This window comes from Corallococcus macrosporus DSM 14697, assembly GCF_002305895.1.
Classification (GTDB): Bacteria; Myxococcota; Myxococcia; order Myxococcales; family Myxococcaceae; genus Myxococcus; species Myxococcus macrosporus.
Window position 1 is genome coordinate 4,649,763 of the sequence record NZ_CP022203.1, and the last position, 22,077, is coordinate 4,671,839.

Annotated in this window: 16 protein-coding genes; 5 read left to right on the forward strand and 11 right to left on the reverse strand. The window is 71.7% G+C overall.

Annotation, left to right across the window (positions count from 1 at the left end; genetic code table 11):
- Positions 1-136: 136 nt before the first annotated feature.
- Positions 137-1,057, forward strand: coding sequence for a bile acid:sodium symporter family protein (locus MYMAC_RS19020; RefSeq protein WP_013940453.1), 921 nt, complete (start codon positions 137-139; stop codon positions 1,055-1,057).
- On the forward strand, positions 1,057-2,034 hold the full coding sequence (locus MYMAC_RS19025; protein ID WP_095959101.1) for a hypothetical protein: 978 nt from the start codon (positions 1,057-1,059) through the stop codon (positions 2,032-2,034). Before MYMAC_RS19020 ends, MYMAC_RS19025 begins: the two co-directional genes overlap by 1 nt.
- 83 nt (positions 2,035-2,117) lie before the next feature.
- Here the strand turns inward: MYMAC_RS19025 and MYMAC_RS19030 are convergent, their stop codons facing one another.
- The 3 genes from MYMAC_RS19030 to MYMAC_RS19040 all read right to left on the reverse strand — a co-directional run bounded on the left by MYMAC_RS19030 (position 2,118) and on the right by MYMAC_RS19040 (position 6,835).
- A complete protein-coding gene (locus MYMAC_RS19030) occupies positions 2,118-2,600 on the reverse strand; it encodes an FKBP-type peptidyl-prolyl cis-trans isomerase (RefSeq protein ID WP_043713373.1) in 483 nt (160 codons plus the stop codon).
- 119 nt (positions 2,601-2,719) lie between these two features.
- Positions 2,720-4,402, reverse strand: a complete 1,683-nt coding sequence (locus MYMAC_RS19035; protein ID WP_095959102.1) for a ribonuclease H-like domain-containing protein — start codon at positions 4,400-4,402, stop codon at positions 2,720-2,722.
- A gap of 15 nt (positions 4,403-4,417) precedes the next feature.
- On the reverse strand, positions 4,418-6,835 hold the full coding sequence (locus MYMAC_RS19040) for a DEAD/DEAH box helicase (protein ID WP_239988880.1): 2,418 nt from the start codon (positions 6,833-6,835) through the stop codon (positions 4,418-4,420).
- A 121-nt stretch (positions 6,836-6,956) separates the two neighbouring features.
- On the opposite strand from MYMAC_RS19040, the gene MYMAC_RS19045 reads away from it, so the two are divergent.
- On the forward strand, positions 6,957-8,204 hold the full coding sequence (locus MYMAC_RS19045) for an ArsB/NhaD family transporter (RefSeq protein WP_043713376.1): 1,248 nt from the start codon (positions 6,957-6,959) through the stop codon (positions 8,202-8,204).
- A gap of 16 nt (positions 8,205-8,220) precedes the next feature.
- Here MYMAC_RS19045 and MYMAC_RS19050 read toward each other — a convergent pair whose 3' ends face one another.
- On the reverse strand, positions 8,221-9,051 hold the full coding sequence (locus MYMAC_RS19050) for a hypothetical protein (RefSeq protein ID WP_193364413.1): 831 nt from the start codon (positions 9,049-9,051) through the stop codon (positions 8,221-8,223).
- A 174-nt stretch (positions 9,052-9,225) separates the two neighbouring features.
- On the opposite strand from MYMAC_RS19050, the gene MYMAC_RS19055 reads away from it, so the two are divergent.
- A complete protein-coding gene (locus MYMAC_RS19055; RefSeq protein WP_095959104.1) occupies positions 9,226-9,924 on the forward strand; it encodes a GspE/PulE/PilB domain-containing protein in 699 nt (232 codons plus the stop codon).
- Between the two features lie 38 nt (positions 9,925-9,962).
- On the opposite strand, the gene MYMAC_RS19060 is transcribed toward MYMAC_RS19055, so the two are convergent.
- From MYMAC_RS19060 to trpS, 6 genes are all read right to left on the reverse strand, one after another.
- Positions 9,963-11,999, reverse strand: coding sequence for a cyclic nucleotide-binding domain-containing protein (locus tag MYMAC_RS19060; protein ID WP_095959105.1), 2,037 nt, complete (start codon positions 11,997-11,999; stop codon positions 9,963-9,965).
- Positions 11,999-14,119: a HEAT repeat domain-containing protein gene (locus tag MYMAC_RS19065; RefSeq protein ID WP_095959106.1), complete on the reverse strand. Its 2,121-nt coding sequence runs from the start codon at positions 14,117-14,119 to the stop codon at positions 11,999-12,001. The genes MYMAC_RS19060 and MYMAC_RS19065 overlap by 1 nt, the downstream gene beginning before the upstream one ends.
- A gap of 55 nt (positions 14,120-14,174) precedes the next feature.
- The gene (locus MYMAC_RS19070) at positions 14,175-16,526 is read right to left on the reverse strand and encodes a pseudouridine synthase (protein ID WP_095959107.1); all 2,352 of its coding nucleotides are present in this window, start codon (positions 16,524-16,526) and stop codon (positions 14,175-14,177) included.
- A gap of 24 nt (positions 16,527-16,550) precedes the next feature.
- Positions 16,551-17,540, reverse strand: coding sequence for an SMC-Scp complex subunit ScpB (gene scpB, locus MYMAC_RS19075; protein ID WP_013940464.1), 990 nt, complete (start codon positions 17,538-17,540; stop codon positions 16,551-16,553).
- Positions 17,527-18,396, reverse strand: coding sequence for a segregation and condensation protein A (locus MYMAC_RS19080; RefSeq protein ID WP_095959108.1), 870 nt, complete (start codon positions 18,394-18,396; stop codon positions 17,527-17,529). The genes scpB and MYMAC_RS19080 overlap by 14 nt, the downstream gene beginning before the upstream one ends.
- Before the next feature lie 160 nt (positions 18,397-18,556).
- Complete coding sequence (gene trpS, locus MYMAC_RS19085; RefSeq protein WP_095959109.1) at positions 18,557-19,603, reverse strand: tryptophan--tRNA ligase; 1,047 nt, start codon at positions 19,601-19,603, stop codon at positions 18,557-18,559.
- 284 nt (positions 19,604-19,887) lie between these two features.
- Between trpS and MYMAC_RS19090 the strand changes: the two genes are divergently transcribed.
- Positions 19,888-21,060, forward strand: coding sequence for a DUF4388 domain-containing protein (locus tag MYMAC_RS19090; RefSeq protein WP_095959110.1), 1,173 nt, complete (start codon positions 19,888-19,890; stop codon positions 21,058-21,060).
- Between the two features lie 42 nt (positions 21,061-21,102).
- Here MYMAC_RS19090 and xerD read toward each other — a convergent pair whose 3' ends face one another.
- Positions 21,103-22,038: a site-specific tyrosine recombinase XerD gene (gene xerD / locus MYMAC_RS19095; RefSeq protein WP_043711330.1), complete on the reverse strand. Its 936-nt coding sequence runs from the start codon at positions 22,036-22,038 to the stop codon at positions 21,103-21,105.
- Positions 22,039-22,077 lie beyond the last annotated feature (39 nt).

Genomic DNA, 22,077 nt, shown 5'->3' on the forward strand with positions numbered 1-22,077 from the left:
CCGCAGTGCATCAATGATATACAGCATCATGGGTCACCCATGACGCATGCAACCTCTCAGAATAGGGGAGCTTGAAGCGCACCGCCCTCCTGCGCGACGCTGATGCTCAACGCAGAACACTCCATCCGGGGGGCGAATGCAGTCGAATGTCTTCACGGCGGTGCTCATGCCGCTGGCGCTGGCCGTCATCATGCTCGGGCTTGGCCTGACGCTGACGCTGGCGGACTTCAAGCGGATCATCGTCTACCCCCGCGCCATCCTGGTGGGCCTCGTCTGCCAGATGTTGCTGCTGCCGGTGGCCTGTCTGGGCATTGCCCACGCCTTTGCATTGCCGCCAGAGCTGGCGGTGGGGTTGATGTTGCTGGCGGCCTCTCCTGGCGGCGCGACGGCGAACCTCTTCAGCCACCTGGCCCGGGGGGACGTGGCGCTCAACATCACGTTGACGGCGGTGAACAGCGCGCTGTCGCTCGTCACGCTGCCGCTGATCATCAACCTGTCGCTCATGCACTTCATGGACGACGGCCGCGCGGTGCCCATGCAGTTCGCGAAGGTGGTGCAGGTGGTGCTCATCGTGCTGGTGCCGGTGAGCGTGGGCATGTTGATCCGCTCGCGCAGCGCTTCGGCGGCGCAGCGGATGGACAAGCCCATCCGCGTGCTGTCCACCGCCTTCCTCGTCGCGGTGATTGGCGCGTCCGTGTACACCGAGCGGGAGAACGCGCTGGGCTTCTTCCGCCAGGTGGGGCCCGCGGCGCTCGCCTTCAACCTGGTGAGCCTGGCGGTGGGCTACTTCGTCCCCGTCCTGCTGCGCCTGCCGCGGAAGCAGGCGGTGGCCATTGGAATGGAGATTGGCATCCACAACGGGATGCTTGCGATTGCCATCGCGCTCAGCCCGACGCTGCTGGCGAATTCGACCATGGCCATCCCGCCGGCCATCTACAGCCTCATCATGTACTTCACCGCGGCGGCGTTCGGCTTCTACGTGAGCCGGCGCTACGCGGACGAGCAGTCCCCCGCAGTAGACCGCACCCCCACGTCACTCCCCGAGAAGGTGTCTTGATGACGCTGCGTCGCCCGCTGTCCGTGCTCTCCCTGTCGCTCTGCCTGGGATTCTCCGCGCCAGCCGCCGCCGAAGAGGCCGAAGCCGAGGCCCTGCCCTCGACTCCGCAGACCACCCCCAAGCCCACGGATGCGCCCACGGCCCCCACGCTGCCGCCGCTGGGGCCCGACACCCGCCTCTACTTCGCCAACATCAACTTCCTGCGCTGGAACCCGCTGGGCATGGAGACGCAGAACCGGCTCGTGCTCCAGAAGCGGATGTTCGACGGCGAGTCCATGCTGACGCGCGACAACTTCGTCAACGGCGCCTTCGCCCTCAAGGCGAACCCGGCGTCGATGAAGATTGGCCCGGTGCTGGAGATCCAGCCGCTGGCCATCTTCAACCTGCGCGCCACCTATGAGTACGTGCGGTACTTCGGCACCTTCGGGTTCCTCCAGTCGTACAACAACCCGCTGCTGGACTTCTCCGACGACGCGCGCAGCCTCACGCAGGACGACGCGTACAGCACCTCCGGCCACCACTACATGGTGGAGCCCACGCTCCAGGCGCGCTTCGGCTCGTTCGTGGTGCGCAGCAAGACGTCCATCGAGTACTGGAACGTGGCGCTGCGCGAGGGTCAGGGCGCGTCCTTCTATGACGCGCTGCTGGACACGCTGATCCCCGGCCGGGGCTGGGTGTTCACCAACGACACGGACCTGATGATGCTGACCACGCCGCAGCTCACGCTGGGGGCCCGGTTCAGCGGGGTGTGGCCGCGCTACCAGGATGGCTCGGGCGGCGCGCAGAACGTGGACAACAGCCACACGCGCATCGGCCCCATGGTGGCCTACGCGCTGAACACGCGCGAGGGCTCGTCGTTCAACCGGCCGACCATCCTGCTGAACTTCGCGTGGTACCTGAACCACCCGAACCGTGGCGGCGCCCTGCCCTACATGATGGGCGCCTTCGCCTTCACGTCGGACTTCCTGGGCGGCTAGGCGGAGACCTCCGCCGGGCGTCCCCAGCGCGGGGCGCCCGGCGAGGCTTCAAGGGTGGGCCCGCGAAGGCGCCCGCCTTTGTCTCAGTGGTGGTCGTGCGGGCCGTGGGCGTGGCCGTGCTCCAACTCCTCGGCCGTCGCGGCGCGGACGTCACGCACCGTCACCTCGAAGTGCAGCGTCTTGCCGGCCAGCGGGTGGTTGAAGTCCACCAGCACGGAGTCGGCCTTCACTTCCTTGATGAAGAAGTCCACCTCGTCCCCGTCCGGGTCCGTGGCGCTCAGCACGCCGCCGGCCACCAGCTCCAGGCCCTCCGGGAACTCCGTCTTGGGGACCTCCTCGACGCCCTCGGGGTCGTAGTCGCCGTAGCCCTCGTCGGGGCCCACCGTCACCTGGAGGGTGTCACCGCGCGACTTGCCGTCGAGCGCCTTCTCCAGGCCCGGGACGATCTCCTCGTGTCCCTGCAGATAGACGAGCGGCTCCCCGGGCTCGCTCTCGTCCACGGCCTTGCCGTCGCCGAGGTGGAGGCGGAAATCGATGGAGACGACGCTGTCCTTGGTAATTTTCATGAGGCCCTCATAGCGCACGGGCGTGGCGCATGCCTCAAGGATGTGCCTGTCTGACAATGGGGCGAGCGTCCCGGCCCGATGGACTGTCCGATTCCAGCGGTGCCACAGCCCCCGAATGCTCAGGTTCCCGAGCGGGGACGCTCCATTCCCAGGTCCAGCGAGGCCGCCCGGGTGCTCCGGGCGAGCCGCGCCTCCAGGCGCAGGATGCGGCGGTGGTGGTCCGCGGGCAGCTCCGCCGCCGAGGCCAGCTTCGCGTGGTGCAGCGCCCGCGCGAGGTCCTTGAGGTCGTGCTCGTAGAGCTTGGTGAGCTGCAGGTGCAGCGCCGCGGCCTGGAAGCCCTGGGCGGTGTTGAGCGCCTGGTGCAGGTGCGCCGCCGCGGCCGCGGCATCTCCCGCCTTGCGGGACAGGCGGGAGGCCAGGGCCAGGGCCTCGATGCCCACGGCGCCGGTGTCCCCCGCCGCCGCGGCCCGGGCGAAGGCCTGGGCGCGCTCGTAGTCACGGGCCCGCAGCGCCACGCCCGCGAAGCCGAGCAGGTCGCGAGGGTCCTCGCCCCGGGGCACCGAGGCGCCGGCGCCGCCCGCGCGGAAGCGGCGGACGAGCTCTCCCAGGAGGGCCGCCAGGAGCAGCAGGTCGTTGACGTTGTGCTCCAGCACGGGCGTCAGCGAGGCGCCGTCCCCGCCGCGCAGGTAGCGGAAGTACAGGTCCGGAATCAGCGAGCCGTCCACGTCGTCGACGCGGCGGAAGCCCAGGACCTGGTCCTCCAGGTGGACCAGCCGCGCCCCGGCGCCCCGGTGCTTGAAGACGCGGCGGGCGCAGTGGAGCAGGTCCAGGTGTGGCAGCTCGGCGGGCGCGGGGACGCGGTTGAGGACGAAGCGCGTGCGCAGCAGCGGCCAGTCGAAGCTCTTGCCGTTGAAGGTGACGAGGCAGGAGGACGTGGCCATGCGCTCGGCGAGGGCGCGCAGCATGGGGGCCTCTTCGCCCAGGCGCCGCAGGAAGAGCTGGTGGACCTTGAGCGAGCGGCCCTCGAACCACGCGAGGCCCACCAGGAAGGGCACGGTGCCGGTGCCGCCCGCCAGGCCCGTGGTCTCCGTGTCCAGGAAGAGCATCCGCTGGAAGTCCACGCCCGCCAGGTCCGCGTGCAGCGCGAGGCTGGCGACCAGCGGCCCTTCCACGTCCAGGGCCGCCGCCACCGGGGCGGAGCCATGGCGGTGCTCCGGCGTGTGGATTCGCTCGGAGACGTGGATGGTGCCGTGGGCCGTGGCGCGGGACTCCACGGGCAGCGGCCCCGGAGGCGCGGGAGGCGGCGTGCCCCGGCGCGCGGCGGCCTGGCCCTGGCGCTCCGACCAGTCCGACAGCAGACGGCGCAGGCTGTCGATCCGGGGATCGCTCGGCCTGGGCGCGGCTGCTTCCGGCGCCGGGCTGGAGGTGCTCGGCCGCGGAGCCGGATGCGCTCGCGCGGAGGTGGGGACCTGCGCCTCAGCGCCGATGGTCGCTGGGGCGGGTGTCCCCTGCCCGGCAGGCGCCGTTGGGGAGTCGCCCGCGTCAGGTTGCGACGGAGCTTCCATGCGCCGGGCCTGGGCCAATCGCGCCAGGGCCGCGGGCACGCCCGGCTCAGCCTGCGTCGAGGGCGGCTCGTCCATGCGCCGGGCTTGCGCCAACCGCGCCAGCGCCTCGGACACGTTCGACTCGGCGGTGGTGCCGGCTGGCTCCTCCGCGCGCGGCTCCGCCACGGCGGGACGCGGGGGCGCCTTGCCCCCGGGGCCCACGCTCGTCAGGCGCGCCAGCTTGCGCTTCAGGTCCACGGCCGCGCCTCCCGCCTACTGCACGCCCGCGACGCCCAGCGCCGAAAGCACCTCGAGCGCCAGCCGCTTGCGTGGATGCGGATCCACCGGCGCCTGGCCCGGCATCGCGCCCGCCGCGGGGCCGATGCAGGCCGGGCAGCCGTCCTCGCACGCGCACGACTCCAGCAGCCGCCGCGCGCGGTTCAGCAGCTCGTCCCGCTGGTCATACAGCCGCGCCGCCAGCCCGACGCCGCCGGGCACGTTGTCGTACAGGAAGAGCGTTGGATCGAAGCCCACGCCGCCATCCTTGCGCGGCGGCCCCTCCGCGTCATCCCGGCTCCCCAGCGTCTTGCCGATGTCCCGGGGGTCGATCATCAACCCCACGCACGCCACCGTGCGCAGCGCCGTCGTCAGTCCACGCAGCGCATCGATGACCGCCGGACGCGGCGCCCGCATGGCCCGCACCACCGTCTCCGGCACCGTCAGCCAGAGCGCCGTGGTGTGCATCTGCATCTCCGGCAGCGCCACGTCGCCGTAACCGACGTTCTCATGCGTGTGGTACTTGATCTTCTTGTACCCCACGACCTTCTCGATGACGCTCACCTCGCCCATTCCCGCCTGGAGGTCCGGGCCGATGGGCGCGGCCTGGTCCTCCTGGATGACGTGCACGCGCACGTAGGTCATCGCGTCGGTGAAGTAGTCCGGCGCCACCTTGCGCACGAAGGCCTTGTGGTTCTCGTAGTCGAACCGCTCCACCTGATACTGCTCCGCCTCGTGCTGGTAGATGGCCTGCTCGTGCAGCATCGTGTGCGCCGACCGGAAGTCCATCTCCGCCAGCGTCCGGTCCGTCCCCTTCTCGATGATGACCACGTTGTCCCAGCCCACGCTGCGCAGGGACACATGGTTGGCCGGGTACGCATCCGTGGACCAATGGAACACGCGGCGCCCCGCCTCGCCGATGGTGGGATGCACCACCTCGTGCTGCGCCAGGAAGCCCAGCGCCTCCGTGGTGGACTCGGGCGGCACGTCGCCGAAGGGCTCGCCCTCCTCGAAGGGCAGCTCGAAGGACGCGCACTTGAGGTGCTGGACCAATATCTCCACGTTGTCCGGGTCGATGCGCGCGTGCTCCACCGGCGAGCCCACGAGGAAGCGCGGGTCTCCGGCGAGGTACTGGTCCAGCGGCGCGCTGGACGTCACCAGCAGCGCCAGGCTCCCCTCGCCACGCCGCCCTGCCCGGCCGAAGCGCTGCATCAGCGCGGCGACGGAGCCCGGGTAGCCCGCGCACACCACCGCGTCCAGCGAGCCGATGTCGATGCCCAGCTCCAGCGCGTTGGTGGCCACCACGCAGCGCACCTCGCCCGCGCGCAGCGCCGCCTCCGTGGCGCGGCGCGTGCCCGGCAGGTAGCCGCCGCGGTAGCCCTGGATGAGGCTGGGGTCCAGCTTCTCCTCGACGAAGCGGTCGCGGAGGTACTTGAGCATCACCTCGATGTTGTTGCGTGACTGCCCGAAGAGCAGCGTGGACACGCCCGCGCGCACCAGGTCCGCCGTCAGCCGCACCGCCGTCTTGAGGTAGCTGGCGCGGATGCCCAGCTCCGCGTTCACCACGGGCGGGTTGAACACCATGACGCGGCGCTCACCGGACGGCGCGCCGCTCTCCGACACCAGGGTGACGTCCCGCCCCAGCATCCGCCGCGCGTGGGCCTCCGGGTTGCCGATGGTGGCCGACGCCGCGATGAACACCGGGTCCGCGCCGTGGAAGCGCGCCACGCGCTGGAGCCTGCGCAGCACGTTGGCCAGGTGCGAGCCGAACACGCCGCGATAGGTGTGCAGCTCGTCGATGACGACGTAGCGCAGGTTGGAGAACAGCCGCGCCCAGCTCGCGTGGTGCGGCAGGATGCCCGTGTGCAGCATGTCCGGGTTGGTGAGGAGCACGCCGCTGCGCTCCCTCGCGGCCCGGCGCGCGTCCGCGGGCGTGTCCCCGTCGAAGGTGATGGCGCCGTGGGACAGCCCCGCCTCGCGCATCAACGCGCGCAGGGACTCTTCCTGGTCTCGAGACAGGGCCTTGGTGGGGAACAGGTACAGGGCCCGCGCCTGGGGCTCGCGCGCGAAGCGGTCCAGCAGCGGCAGGTTGTAGCAGAGGCTCTTGCCGGAGGCCGTGGGCGTGGCGATGACCAGGCTCCGCCCCGCGCGCGCCAGCCGGTACGCCTCCGCCTGGTGCGAGAAGAGCTGCTGGACGCCCCGCTTCTCCAGCGCCTCGCGCACCTGGGGCGCCACCTCTTCCGGGATGGGCGCGAAGACGCCGGCGCGCGCGGGCGTGGCCTCGTCCAGGACGAAGCAGGAGCGGAGCTGCCGGTCCGACCGCCACCCCTCCAGCACGGCGCTCAACCCGCGAGGCGCGTTCCACGGCGTGCGACGGGCCCCTCCGAAAGCGCCCGGTTCCTTCTCTGGCTTCATGGGCCGGGCACTGTACAGACGTGTACCAGGGCAGACAACGCGGGAGCGCGCGCGGGTGGTTTGAGCTCCAGCGAAATCCCACAGAGGCGGACACGCGGGCGCTCCACTAGTGTGCCGCGCCGTGGCCCTCGCCATCTTCCTGTTCACCTACGTCTTCATCGCCGGCGCGCGGCTTCCGTACCTGAAGCTGGACCGCCCCGGCGGCGCGCTGCTGGGCGCCGTGCTCATGGTCGTCTTCGGCGTCGTCACGCCCGCGGAGGTCTACAACCACAGCGCGGACGCGAACCGGCACGCCATCGACGCGGACACCATCGTCCTGCTGCTGGGGATGATGTTGCTGGCCGCGTACATGTCCCAGGCGTCCTTCTTCCGCACCGCGGGGGCCTGGGCCGTCCGCAAGGCGCACACGCCCCGGCTGCTCCTGCTCGCCGTGACGTTCATCTCGGCCGCGCTGTCCGCGTTCCTGGTGAATGACACGGTGTGCTTGATGCTCACGCCCCTGGTGCTGGCCACCGTGGAGGACGCGCGCCTCCCCCCCGCGCCGTACCTGCTCGCGGTGTGCATGGGCAGCAACAGCGGCTCGGTGGCCACCTTCACCGGCAACCCGCAGAACATGCTCATCCAGGGCGCCTCCGGGCTGTCCTACGCCAGCTTCGCGGCGTACATGGCGCTGCCCGCCCTGCTCTCCACCGCCGTGGTCGCCGCGGGGCTGCTGTACCTGTTCCGGCATGACCTGCCGTCAAAGCGCTTCGAGCCCAACCCACCGCCGCCGCCGGTGGACCGGGGCCTGATGGCGCTCACGCTGGGGGTGTTGACGGGCGTCGTCGTGGCCTTCTTCGCCGGGCTGCCCATGAGCTGGAGCGCCCTGGCCGGCGCGGCCCTGGTGATGGCCCTGGCCCGGCGCGAGCCCCGCGAGGCGCTGGAGCGCGTGGACTGGGTGCTGCTGCTCTTCTTCGCCAGCCTGTTCGTGGTCGTCTACGGCGTGAACAAGCACGGCTGGGCGGAGGAGATTCGCGTCCTGTTCGAGCCCCTCATGACGGGGCCGCCGCTGCGGGAGATGGTGGGCTTCGCGGGGCTGACGCTGGTGGCGTCCAACCTGTTCAGCAACGTGCCCTTCGTCATGCTGGCGCGGACGTGGGTGCCCACGCTGCACGACGCGGAGCTGGGCTGGCACGTGCTGGCTCTCGGCTCCACGCTGGCGGGCAACCTCACCCTGGTGGGCAGCGTGGCCAACCTCATCGTGTTCGAGGCGGCGCGCGGGAAGGTGAACATGACCTTCCTGCGCTACCTGCGCGTGGGCCTGCCGGTGACGCTCGTCAGCTTCGTGGTGGGGCTGACGGTGCTCCTGCTGGAGCACGCGCTGTTGTGAGCGGAGGCCGCGCGCGTCAGGGGTCGGGGTCGGGCAGCTCGCCGGGGGCCAGCGTGTCCTCGGCGGGCTTCTCGGCCTCGGGCGCCGGGGCTCCCGCCTGGCCGGGGACGACGTCCGACGCCGCGGAGGCCCGTGACGGCGGAGGGGCCGCGCCGCGGTCCTGGGGCGTGAGGTCCTTCACGAACAACTGGGCCACCTCGTCCAGCAGCTCCGTCATCGCGTCACGGAAGAGCGAGGGGTTCTTGCCCACCTTGAACGGGTCCAGGTGGGGCTTGCCCTGGGTCACCTGGTCCAGGTCGAACGGGCGGCGCCACACCTCGGTGCGTCCGTCCAGGGTGAACATGCGCCCGTAGCCGCGCAGGTACGCGCCCGCGTGGCCGTCGTCGCTGCGCATGCCGTAGTCCTCGATGACGAACTCGACGATGGTGTCCGCGCCCAGGGAGGCCACGAGGTCGTAGTCCGGCGCGTTGGCGGGCACCTCCTCCACCAGGAAGCTCTCCAGCACCGAGGCCACCCGCGCTGGGTCCACCACGTGCGTCCAGGGGAACTCACGCGGGAGCTGGGTCAGCGTGTTGACCCGGAGCCGCTCGGAGACCTCGAAGCGCGTCACCGCCTGGAGCAGCTTCACCGTGAGGCGCCGGTCCGCCTCCACCGGCTCCAGCTTCTTGAGCTTGTCCCCGTAGGCGGAGTCCTCGCGGAACACGAGGCTCTTGGGGCCGGCCCCGTCCTTGATGCGGGAGATGAACGCCGGACGCCGGACCTGGTCCAGGTCCGCGCCCGTCAGGCGCTGAGACGCACAGCCTGAAGCGAGCACCAGTGCGAGAAACGGCAGAATCCGTCGCGTCATGTGGAGACCGTTGTACCCCATTCCCCGCCCGCATGCCGCTCCCCGGCCCCCCGGGGTGAGGCGCGGCCACTGGCGGTGCCCGACGGGCTGCTATGCTTGTCAGCCGTGAAACAGCCGCCTGTCACACCTTCTGTCTCGCTCCCTGGCCGCAAGCGCCGGCTCGGGGAGATTCTCATGGACGCCGGGCTCCTCTCGGAGACCCAGCTCCGCTCCGCCCTCGCCGAGCAGCGCAAATGGGGCGGCAAGCTGGGCCTCACCCTGGTGCACATGGGGTACGTGGACGAAAGCTCCATGGTCCACGCCCTGTCGCGGCAGCTCGCCATCCCCACGGTGGACCTGGAGCAGCACACGCCGGCGCCGCTGGCCTTGCAGGCGCTCCGGGCGGACATCGCCGAGCGCTACACCGTCTTCCCCATTGCCGCGGACCCGGCCACCAAGACAGTCACGGTCGCCACCGCCGACCCCACCAACGTGGAGGCCTTCCAGGAGCTGGCCTTCCACAGCGGGCAGCGGCTCCAGGTCGTCGTCGCGAGCGCGTCCTCCATCGAGCGCGCCATCCGCCGCCACTACCATGGGGAGGTCACTTCGACGACGGCGACCCCGCTGTCCTTCGGCATGGACGAGCCCACCTTCGAGCTGGCGCCTCCGGCCGAGAGCGAGCCCCTGTCCGTGGCCGTGCGGGCGGCCTCGGCGGCCCTGGCCCAGCCGGGCCGTGAAGCGGAGCTCGCCCAGCGCGTGGAGGAGCTGACGCAGCAGGTGGCGGGGCTGGAGCGGATGGTGGCCCAGCAGGCCCGGTCGCTGCGGGCCATGCTGGAGCTGCTGGAGACGCGCGGACTGGTGACGCGGGACGACTACCTCGCCAAGGTCCGCTGAGGCCTCCCGGGTGGACCTCCGGGGGCGTTCCGCGCGCCTCAGACGAGGATGAGGTCCTCCTCCACGCCGGCTTCGGTCAGCACGCGCTGCGTGCGCCGGAGCCGCTCGTCGCTCAGGTCGGAGATCAGCGCCAGGATCTGCGGGTGGCTGGAGATGAGCGTGTCGAAGTCGGCGCGCGGCAGCCGCAACAGCGTGGTGTGCCGGGTGGCCGTGACGGTCGCGGTGGCGGGCGTCTTCTGGAGCAGGGAAATCTCTCCGAACACCTCCCCTTCCCGGAGCTGCGTCAGGAGGTGGCCGTCCTTGCGCACCTCCACCTCGCCGGACAGGACCACGTAGAGGCCGTCGGTCGGGTCGCCATCTCGGATGATGACGGTGTCCCGCTCCACGTCCCGGGAGCGGAAGCGCTCCACGAGCGCGCGCCGGTCGCTCCGGCCGAACAGCCGGAACAGCTCCGACGTGTTCATGACGTTCGTGAGCATGCGCTGCCGGCAGAACTTCTTCAGGGCCTGGGCCACCTGGGGGTGGCTTCGCGACAGCTCGGCGAGCACGCCCGCGGAGATCTCCAGGAGCTGCGTGTCCTCGGACGCGGACTCCACCGAGGCCGTGCGCGCCGCGCCCGAGAGCAGCGCCATCTCTCCGAAGAAGGTGCCGCCTTCCAGCGTCGCCAGGTCCTGGCGCGCGCCGTTCTCCGTCCGGAAGACGCGCACCGCGCCCTCACAGATGACGTAGAAGGCGTCGCCGTGGCTGCCCTGCTGGATGATGCGCTCGCCGGGGCCGAAGCGCCGCAGCGGGCAGCGCTCGAACAGCTCGATGAAGGCGTCGCGGGGCAGGTCGGAGAAGAGTGGAATCGTGGGCAGCGTGTCCAGGGAGGCCGCATCCGCCGGGGCCTCCTCCGTCAGGCTGTCGAGCTCCTCCTCGACGCCGTCGCTGCTGGCCGGGGCCGCCAGCCCCTGACGGTGGAGCCCCGCCTGTGCCGCCAGCTCCACCGCGTGCAGCAGGGAGTCCGCCTCCAGCTCCAGCTCCGTGAAGGACGACGGGCTCGACGCCGTCCGGAGGGAGGCGCCCAGCGCGGAGGACAGGTCGTGCACCGGGAGCACGCTGGCGCCCGCGGGCGCCGCTTGCTCCGCGCGGCGGGGGCGCAGGCCCGGGGGCGCGGAGGACGCCGAGGCATCAACGGTGGAGGGAACGGGCGCCGTGGGCGGCTGCTCGCTGATGGGTGATGCCAGGGCCTGCCAGCGGCCGCTGTTCGAGACGGGACGCGGCGTCGGAGCCTCGGGCTCTGACGCGCGAGGTGCTCCGACGGCGGGCACCCGCTGGGACGCGCGAGGCGCCAGACCGGGAGGCAGCGCGCTCGTCGCCGCGCGCGCGCCCCCGGGCTGCACAGCGGGGAGCCGCGTCGCGAGCGGCGGCGTCACCGGCTCGCTGGCGGGCATCGCGGTTGGTTCGGGTCGAGATTCAGGCGGCACGGCGGCGGTCGAGGTGGCGATGTCCAGCGTCAGCTCCACACCCGCCGAGGCTTCGTCGTGGGCCAGGCCGATCTGGACGGAATGGACGACTTCTTCGTGGCCACTGGAGGGCTCGTTCGCGGACAGCGCCAGCTCGGGTGGCGGCTCCGAGGAGACGTCCACTGCCGGGCCACGCGCCGCCAACGGCGCTGGCGAAGCGCCGTCCCCCCCACCGCTCCGTGCCGCTGGCGCCTCGGGCTTCGTCACGGCCGACGCGCTGCTCATGGGGCCACGGACGCGAGCGCCCGCAGGCGTGCCTCTGCGGGCATACAGGTCCGCGAGCATCTGCTGCACCCCGCGATGCGCCGGGTCCAGCTCCAGGATGAGCTTGCTCGCGGCGATGGCGCGCGGGAGGAAGCCGTCCCTCGCGAAGCCTTCCGCCGCGGCCTGGTACGCCGAGATGGCCCGGTCCTTCTGCCCCGCCTTCACCCAGGCATCCCCGGAGCGGAGTCTCGACTGGTGGTCCTTGGGTTCGGCCCGGCAGTAGTCCTCGTAGAGCTCCGCGGCTTTGGAAAAGCGCCCCTTGGTGAATGCCTCGGTCGCCTTGTCCTTCAGCTTGCGCAGCTCCATCAGCGGGCCCCCTCCGAAGCCGTGCTCTCGGACAGTGGCGCCGCGCCCGCGGCCTCACGCACCGTGCGGAAGTAGTCCCCCTTGAGGGCCTCCAACGGGTCCGCATGGGCAGCGCTGCCCAGCTTCCGCAGCGAGGACGCCGCCGCCGCGCGGATCTCCGGCATGTCGTGGAACAGGTCCTTGGCCACCGCGTCGGCCGCCTGCGCGTCGCCGATGCTCCCCAGCGCCAGGAGCACGTCCCGGCGGGCCACGCTGTTGGGCTCGTCCAGGGCCTTCACCAACGTGGGAACCGCGTCCTTCGCCTGCAGGCGCCCCAGCAACGCCGCCGCGAGCGCCGCCTCCGGCCCGCCTTCACGGACCACCGCCTGGAGCGGCGCGGACGCCGAGGCCGGCACGCCACTGCCCCGCGTGAGCGCATCCAAGGCCAGCAGCTTCTCGCTGCCCATCTTCGGCAGCAGCTCGATGAGCGCGGCCTGCCCCGCCTCTCCCGCGTCCGCGAGCGCCTGGGCCAGGGCCTTCTGCAGGTCGCGGTCGGGATCGATGAGTCCAGCCTTGGCCACCGCCACGCCCTCGGGGCCCAGCCGCGCCAGCCCCACCAGGGCCGCCACGCGCAGCGCGGGGCTGGAATCCTGGGTGTAGCCCGTGAGCAGCTCCAGGGCGCCGGGCGCCTTCAGCGTTCCCAGCGCCCGCAGCAGCGTCGCCAGGGGCACCAGCCGCTCCGCCGCCACGTCGTCGTAGAGCTCGGTGGGCACGCGGTGCCGCACCACGTCCCGGCCGCTCTCGCGCACCCGGGCGGCGTTGAGCTCCTTCACACGCCCCAGCAGGTCCGCGTGCCGCGAGGGCCGGTCATCATTCATGCCGGGCATCGTCTGAGTCGGCGGCATGGTCGAAGGATCGAAGCCCAGGCCGAACTTCTCTGGCAGCGCCTGGGTCACCCAGTCGGCGCGCAGCGCCTCCAGGCCCTTGCTCTCCTGCTCGTACAGCTTCTGCACCGCGGGCACCACCGATGCATCGCCCAGCTCGGCCACGGCCTCCACCGCGAGCAGGCGCATGGACGCATCCGGGTGGCTCAGCCACGGCACGACCTTCCCGAGCAGCGGCAGCGCCGTGGGGCCCAACCCCGTGATGGCCTGGAGCCCACCGACCGCGGTGGCCGGACGCGCCAGCCGCTCGCCAATGGGGTCCACCGGGCAGCCCCCCCGAGCGCGCATGGCCCGGCCGGCGACCAGCGCCTCCGCGGGCGCGCCCTCCAGCACGATGGCGCACAGCGCCGCGTCCGTCTGTGGCGTCCGGGGGAAGGACACGATGGCATCGGTGGCCAGCGGGCTGACGGCGCTCTTCTCCACCGCCACGAGCTGGAGCCGCTGCGTGGCCACCGGGTCCTGGAGCTTCATCAGGGCGTGGATGGCGGACTCGCGCAGCTCGGGGAAGTTCTCCTCCAGGAGCAGCGCGATGGGCCCCACCGCGCGCTTGTCCCCGGCGTCGCCCAGGCCGCGGACGGCGGCGGCGGCGAGGATGACCTGGCTGTCGCGCACCATGGGGAGCAGCCGGTTGACGGCGTCGGGGCGGCCGCTCTTGCCCAGCTCCTCGGCGGCGCCCACGCGCTCGGGCAGCGCGCCTTCCGTCAGCGCGAGCTGGTTGCGATCCCACTGCGAGCGGGCCTCGGCGGCGACCACCTCCGCCATGGCGCCGGGCACGTTGGCGTTCTTCAGCGCCTGGACGATGATCCGCCGCGTGGCCCGGCCCCGCCGTCCGTACTGGAGCGTGAGGTAGGCCTTGGCCTTCTCGTTGTTCACCTTGGACAGCGCCATGGCGGCGCGGCCCTGGACCTCTTCGTCGGCGTCCTCGAGCAGCTCGCCCAGGAGGTCGACGACGCGGGCGTCCTGGCTCTCCCCCAGGGCCACGGCGGCCTCGGCCCGGACGATGGCGGCGAAGTCCTTCGCCGCGCGGGTGAACAGGACGAGGTCATCCGGGTTGCCCTGCCCGGCCAGCTTCTTCACCGCGAGAGCGCGGACCTCCGGGCGGGGACTCTGGAGGTCCGCGAGGAGCTGATCCCTGCTGCCGTTACAGCCGAGGAGCAGGGCAAGAGCGAGAATGAGGGGGCGCGCGCCGGTTCGCATCGGCGGCGGTTATATCAATCCCCCTCGGTTCCCGCCCAATCCACCGCGTCAGGTCTCAACGCGGACGGCGAGGCCCCCGGGGAGGTGGCCGGCCCGCGCCGCCCCGGGGCCGCTCGTTGCTCCAGCGCGGCGCGCTCGCCCGCTCCTTCTTCTTGTCCCAGGCCTGGAATCCGCCGGACTTCTCGGCGGGAGGGCCCTTGCGAGCCCCGGCCCGAACCACGCGTTCACGGGGATTCCCGCTTTCGTCGGTGGGCGTCCAGGTGGAGCGCGCGGGGCGTCCGCCCGCGGCCCCCTCACGGCGAGGCCCGCCCCGGCCACGCGGGGCGCTCCCCTCTTCCGAGCGGGGCTTCCATTCCCGGCGCTCCGGGCGGCCCGCGCCCGCGGCGCCGGAACGCGGCGAGGAGGCACGGCCCTCACCCCGCGGCGCACGGCTGGCGGTGCCTCCCGCGCGCGGCGCGCGGCTCCGCGGAGCATCGTCTCCGCCCGCGCTCCACTCGCGGCGCTCCGGCCGGCCCGCGCCACGGCTCCGGGGGGCGTCTCCCTCGCCGCTGCCCCAGGTGCGGCGCTCCGGGCGGCCCGCGCCAGGGGCTCGGCTGCGCGGCGCGGCGTCACCACCCGCGCTCCACTCACGGCGCTCCGGCCGGCCCGCGCCACGGCTCCGAGGGGCAGCGCCCTCGTCTCCGTCGGCGGAACGACGGCCAGCGGCCGCGCCACCACCGAACGCGCGGCGCTCACCGCCACGCCCACGCGGCGCGGCGCCTTCGTCGCCTCCGAAAGCACGACGGGCGCCACCGGCACCACGAGCCGCGGAAGCACCACCTTCGTCACGGCCGAAGGAGCGGCCCGTTCCACGGCCACGGGGGGCGCCCTCGTCGCCACCGAAGGTGCGGCCCGCACTACGGCCACGAGGCGCATCGGACTCACCGAAACCAGCGCGAGCGCCACGCCCACGCGGCGCGCCTGCGTCATCGCCACCGAAGGTGCGGCCCGCGCTACGCCCACGCGGAGCCTCGGACCCGCCGAAGCCAGCGCGAGGTCCCCGGCTACGCGGCGCGCCCTCGTCACCACCGAAGGAGCGGCCCGCGCTACGGCTGCGCGGCGCGCCCTCGTCGCCACCGAAGGAGCGACCCGCGCTACGCCCACGCGGAGCCTCGGACCCGCCGACGCCAGCGCGAGTTCCCCGGCCACGCGGCGCGCCCTCGTCGCCACCAAAGGAGCGGCCCGCGGCACGGCCACGCGGTGCGCCCGCTTCGTCGCCTCCGAACGAACGGCCGCCACGACCACCCTCGGCACCCGGCGAGCGGCCCGCGCTCCGGCCACGCGGCGCACCCTCGTCACCACCGAAGGAGCGGCCCGCACCCCGGCCACGCGCCGCGCCGCCTTCACCGAAGCCAGCACGCGCGCCCCGGCCACGCGGCGCACCCGCGTCATCGCCACCGAACGAGCGACGCGCCGGCTTGCCCGCTGCCGAGGCCCCCTTGGCCCGCCCGAAGCGCGCCAGGCTCGAACCGCCCTCGGCGGCGCCCTTGGCAGCACGGGCCGGCGCCTTGCGCGCGGGCCTGGCGGCCACCGGCGAGTCCTCATCCATGGACAGCTCCGCCTCATCATCCGAGTCGAAGCCCGGCGCCGCACGGCCATGCCGGCGCGGCGGCAGCTTCAGCTCACCCGCCGGCGGCGCGGCCTTGCCATCCGACACCGCGTTCAGCAGCTCCACCTCGCTCGTCTTGAGCGGGCGCAGCTCACCGGGGCGCAGCCCTTCCACGCCCACGCCGGCGTAGGACGGACGGAACAGGCGCACCACCGGGTGCCCCACCGCGGCGCACAGCCGCTTGATGAGGTGCGGGCGGCCTTCCGCTACGACAATCTTCAGCCAGGTGTTCCGCTCCGCCGCCTCGAACACGCCCACCGACACCGGCGTGGCCATGCCGTCTTCCAGCCGCACGCCGCCGCGCAGCTTGTCCAGCGTGGCCGCGTCCGGCGAGCCCTTCACCTTCGCCAGGTAGGTGCGCGGGACCTGGAAGCTGGGGTGCGTCAGCTTGTGCGCCAGCGCCCCATCGTCCGTGAACAGCAGCGCGCCCTCGGCGTCGTAGTCCAGGCGGCCCACGGGGAACAGGCGCTTGCCCGTCTCTTCCACGTAGTTGGCCACCGTGGGCCGGCCCTGCGGATCCGACAGCGTCGTCACGACGCCCACGGGCTTGTAGAGCAGGAAGTAGGAGGATTCATCCGGCGGCGTGACGAGCGTCCCGTCCACCGTCACCAGGTCCGTGCCGGGCTCCACGCGGCTGCCCAGCTCCGTCACCGTCTTGTTGTTCACCGCGACGCGGCCCGCGGTAATCAGCTCTTCTGCATGCCGGCGCGAAGCAACTCCCGCGCGGGCCAGGTACTTCTGTAGTCGTTCGGCCGCCATACCATCCTTCTTCCATGCTGCCCGTCACTCGGGCTTGGGCCCCGTCGTATCACCCGTCTCGGGTTTTGGGGGCGTCGTGTCCAGGACGCTGGAGCTGACCTTCTGTGTCCGGTCCGCGGCCGCCATGGCCTCTTCCAGGTCCTCCAGCGCGGCTTCGCTGGCCGCCGCGCTCTTCTCCATCCGCTTCGTGAACGCCGGGTCCGACAGCGCTTCCACCGTCCCCGCCGCCGGCGGCGCCGGCTTGTCTTCCTTCTCGACGATCTCCCGGTGCTCCTGCGTCAGCTCGTGGAACTCACGCAGCGTGGGCAGCGCCGACAGGTCCTTCAGCGCGAAGAACTCCAGGAACTCACGGGACGTTCCATAGAGGATGGGCCGGCCCACCTCTTCGCGCTTGCCCAATATCTTCACCAGCTTGCGGTCCATCAGGGCCTTGATGACCGCGCCGCAGTCCACGCCGCGGATGTCTTCAATCTCCGGCCGCGTCACCGGCTGCCGGTACGCGATGATGGCCAGCGTCTCCACCGCCGCGCGGGTGAGGCGCTGCGGCTTCACCCGCAGGTAGCGCCGGACGTACTCGCCCGAGTGCGGGTCCGTCCGGAACTGCCAGCCGCCCGCCACCTCGTACAGCACGATGCCGCTGATGCCGTCGCGGTGGATGCCGGAGAGCTGGTTCAGGGCCTCGGCGATGAGCTCCCGCTCGATGCCCGTGGCCATGTACAGCTCGTCCACCGACAGCGGCCGCTCCGCCACGAAGAGCACGCTCTCGATGACGGTGCGGATGCGGTCCGTGGACAGCTTGCGGCTCTTGGAGACGAGCTTCTCGAAGGACGTCTCCAGGTCCGGAGGCGCCTCGTCCGAGTCCTCCTCGATGGAGGCCGCCTCGAACTCGTCCAGCTCGTCCGCGGGGCCGGGGCCCGTGACGGCAGCGATTTCCTCTTCGGAGAACGGGCCGGGGCCGCCGGGGGTGCCCGGTTCGGGAGTCTCGTCCTGCGGTCCGTCGCTACCGGTAGTCACTGTCGTCGACCTCCGCGGGGGCCAGCTTCTCCAGCGCGTCCCCATTGGGCAGCAGCAGGATGGGCCCCAACGGCTCGTCCTGCACCACCCGGATGAGCCGCCGCTTCACCATCTCCAGGATGGCCAGGAAGGTGATGACCACCTCCTGCCGCGACGGCGTGTCCTCTTCCGTGAACAGGCTCTCGAAGAGAACCTGTCCATCCGGGCGCAGGCGCTCTACTACGCGGAGGATGGCCTCGGACAGCGTCACGCGCTCCCGGACCACCTCGTGCTGTAGTTTGGGCTGCAACCGCTCCAGCACCCGGTCGAGCGCCTCCACCAGCTTGAGGACGCTGAACTCCTGGAGCCCCACCTCGTCTTCCGGGATGGGGACGGCCTCCACGGGCACGCTGCGGGCGAAGACGTCGCGGCCGAGCAGGTCCTGGGTGGCGAGCTGCTCGGCGGCGTCCTTGTACTTCTGGTACTCCAGCAGGCGCCGCACCAGCTCCGCGCGCGGGTCCTCGGCCTCCTCGGAGACGGAGAGGACCTCCCCTGCTTCCTGCGCCGCCACGACGTCCTGCCGGGGCAGCAGCATGCGGCTCTTGAGGTGCGCCAGCGTGGAGGCCATCACCAGGAACTCCCCGGCGATGTCGAGGTTGATCTCCCGCATCCGGTCCAGGTGCTCGAGGTACTTCTCCGTGATCAGCGCCAGCGGGATGTCGAAGATGTCGACCCGGTGCTCCTTGATGAGATGGAGCAGCAGGTCCAGCGGACCTTCGAAATTGGGCAGCGCGATGCGGAAGTTGTCGCCAGGACTCCGCGGCAACTCCCCTTCACGAAGGGCCTCATCGGCCGGCGAGCGACGTTCCTCACTCACCGGATGTCCTGGGTGGCGTCAACGGTATGGGTGGGGGCGCATCGCGTAAGGGCCCGACTTTCTTAGGCAGCGGGCACGAGCCTGGAGGACACACACCCATACCAGTGCCCCCCAGGTGGGTCAAACAATTGACCGTGAACGCCCGTTCAGGCACACGGATTCATGGGATTCCCACGGCCTTGCGGACCTGGTCCATGAGGCGGGTCGCCTCGGCGCGGGCCCGGTTGGCGCCGTCCTGGAGGATGCGCTCCACCTCGCCCGGGTCGGCCGCCAGCTCGGCGTACCGCTGACGGGCCGGGCCAAAGGCCGCGTGGTAGGCCTCCAGGAGCTTCTTCTTGTAGTCCCCGTAGCCCTTCCCGCCCGCCTTCCAGGTGGCGTCCACCTCGGCGAAGTCGGACTCGGGCAGCATCAGCTTGAGCAAGTCGTAGAGCGGCGCGTCGCTGATGAGGCCGGGCGTCGTCGCCGGCTGCGTGGGCACCGGCTTGGGCGCGTCCACCGGCGTCGAGTCCGTCTTGATGGACATGATGCGCTTCTTGATCTCCTTCTCGTCGCCGAACAGCTCGATGGTGTTCCCGTACGACTTGGACATCTTCTGTCCGTCGACGCCGGGCACCGTCTGGGTGGCCTCCTGGATGCGCGCGGCGGGCAGCTTGAGGATGCCGGGCGCGTGGCCCCGCTCCTTGCCCTCCGGGTCCGCCGGGTCGTAGCCGGGCACGTACTGGGTGTTGAACTTCACCGCCCAGTCGCGCGCGAACTCGATGTGCTGGATCTGGTCCTTCCCCACCGGGACGAAGTCCGCGCTGTAGAGCAGGATGTCCGCGGCCATCAGCACCGGGTAGGCGAAGAGGCCGAAGTCCGGGCTGATGCCCTTGGCCACCTTGTCCTTGTAGCTGTGCGCCCGCTCCAGGTGCGCGTGCGGCGTCACGGTGCCCAGGATCCAGTACAGCTCCAGCACCTCGCGCACGTCGCTCTGGCGGAAGAGCACGGCCTTCTTCGGGTCCAGCCCCAGCGACAGGTAGGCCATCGCGGCCTCGCGCGTCAGCGCCAGCGCGGCCTTGGGGTCCCGCACCGTGGTGAGCGCGTGCAGGTTGGCGATGAAGTAGTACCCCTCGCCCTCATCCTGGAGCTGCACGAACTGGCGGAGCGCGCCGTAGTAGTTGCCGATGTGCAGCCTGCCGGACGACTGAACTCCTGAGAGAATCCGCATATGGGTTTGAACCTGGAATCGGGAATCGGCAGGTCTTGAGCCTGGATTTTGGAATCGAAAATCGGACGGGGGTGGTTCGCATACCCGCCGCGGCGCCGCAACCTTCCGTTCTGCCCGCGCAACGTCCGTCCGATACCGGAAGTCAAGACGGACTCTCCCTGGAACTTTGCGCCCCACCAGGAAATCCCGAGCAATTCCAGGCACTTGCAATTGAATCACGACAGGGTGCGCCGGTACCCTGGGGGTTCCTCACGCGGGCAACCCACCTTGGAGGAAGCACCGGCATGGAGCCATTCAACGGAAGTCTCGCCAGCTATCGCTTGCAGTTGGTGATGCCCCCGCTGTTCAGCGCGCCCGGCGTGGAAGGGGTGCTGCGGGTGGAGCGAGGCGCGGTGCGGCGCTGCTTCCACGTCAAGGACGGCTACCTGGTGGGCGAAAGCTCGAACGACCCTCGCGAGCACCTGGCGCAGGTGCTGGTGAACCTCCGCATCCTGGACGCGCCCCGGGCCGCGGCCGCCTTCGAGGCCGCCGAGGGAGCGGGCATGCCCTACGGCACCTTCCTCGTCCAACGCTGCTTCGTGGAGCTGCCGCGGCTCATCGAGGCGCTGGAGCACAAGGCGCGCGAGTCCCTCTTCGACTGCTACGCCTGGGAGTCCGGCGAGGTGGAGTTCACCCCCGGCCTGCCGCCCAACACCCGGGCCGTGGGCCTCAAGCTGTCCCTGTCCACGCTGCACCGGGACGCGGTGACGCGGCAGCGCGAGTGGGCCATGTTCCGCGACATCTTCCCGCGCCTGGACACGACGTTCCGCGTCTACCGCGAGTTCGCCGTGGAGACCTACTCCGAGGAGGAGGACGTCCTGCTGGACCTCGCGTCGAGCGGCGCCACGTTGGGCGAGCTGCTGGCCAGCGCCCGCGAGGCCCCGCTCTTCGCCGCGCGCTGGGTGCTGCACCTGTACCGGCGCGGAGCCCTGGCGCCGCGCAAGGCCCGAGGCCCCCGGCTGGGCGAGGCCGCCGAGCTGGCGGAGCTGCTCACCCTGGTGAAGCGCTTCCTGGAGAACGGCAAGTATGACCACGCCGTCGCCCTGGCCGCGCAAATCCTGGAGCGAGGCCCCGTCCCCGAGGCCCACGCCCTGTACCGGGAGGCCGAGATCCGCCTGACGCTGGCCCTCAGCGACGAGCTCTTCGCGCTGGACGGGCGCCTGGTGTTCGAGCCGATCCCGCGCCCCACCCCGCCGGACCTGACGGCGGACGACCTGTACCTGTACTCGAAGCTGCGCGGCAGCCGGAGCATCCGGCAGGCCCTGCGCACGGCGGCCATGGGCGAGCTGGCCGCGTCCCGCTCCGTGCACCGGCTGATGGCCACCGGGCTCATCCGCGTGGCCCCGCTGCCAGGCAGCGAGCCCCGGCGCGCCCAGACGGACCCGTTCGGCCTCCCCGTCCACGTCGCGGGGAGCTGAGCCCCCGGAGCGAGGCGGAGGCCAGGGTGACGCCCCCGCCCCTCACCGCGCGGCGGAGGCCCGCGGCTTCTTCGCCTTGGGCACGAAGACGTCGCTGCGCGGGTGGAACTCGTCGTACACGGACCGCAGCCGGGCGGCGTTGACGTGCGTGTAGATCTGCGTCGTGGCCAGGTCCGCGTGGCCCAGCATCTGCTGGACGGCGCGCAGGTCCGCGCCGCGCTCCACCAGGTGCGTGGCGAAGGAGTGCCGCAGCTTGTGCGGCGACAGCGGCTTCAGGATGCCCGCCTTCAGGGCGTAGCGCTTGAGCAGCTTCCAGAAGCCCTGCCGCGTGAAGCCCGAGCCGCGCGGCGTGACGAACAGCGCCTGCGACTTGCGCTTGCCCAGCACGGCGGGCCGTGACTCCGCCAGGTACGCCTGGACCTTCTCGATGGCCACGCGCCCCAGCGGGACGAGCCGCTCCTTGGCGCCCTTGCCCTTCGCCACCAGGTAGCCGGCGGTGAGCTGCACGTCGTTGATGCCCAGGCCGCACAGCTCGCTCACGCGCAGGCCGGTGGCGTACAGCACCTCCAGCATGGCCTTGTCGCGCAGGCCCGTGGACGTGCGCTCGTCGGGGGCCGCCAGGAGCTGCTCCACCTCGTCCAGCGTGAGGAACACCGGCAGCTTCCGGGCGGACCGGGGCGTGTCCAGGTCCTCCGTCGGGTCCTTGTCCGCCATCCGCTCGGCGACGAGGAAGCGGTGGAAGCCGCGCAGCGCCGCCAGGTGCCGGGCCTGGCTGCGCTTGCCCAGGCCCCGCTTGCCCAGCGCGGCCAGGTGCGCGGACACGTCCTCCTGCCGGACCTGCGTGACGTCGGCGACGCCCCGGGAGCGCAGGTCCTCGAAGTAGACGTTGATGTCCGCGGCGTAGGCGTCCACCGTCTTGCCGGACAGGCCGCGCTCCGCGCGGATGAAGGCGATGAACGCGTCGAGCATTCCTTCCATCGCCGCGCAGGCTACCGGAGGCGCGCGGCGAGGCAACTC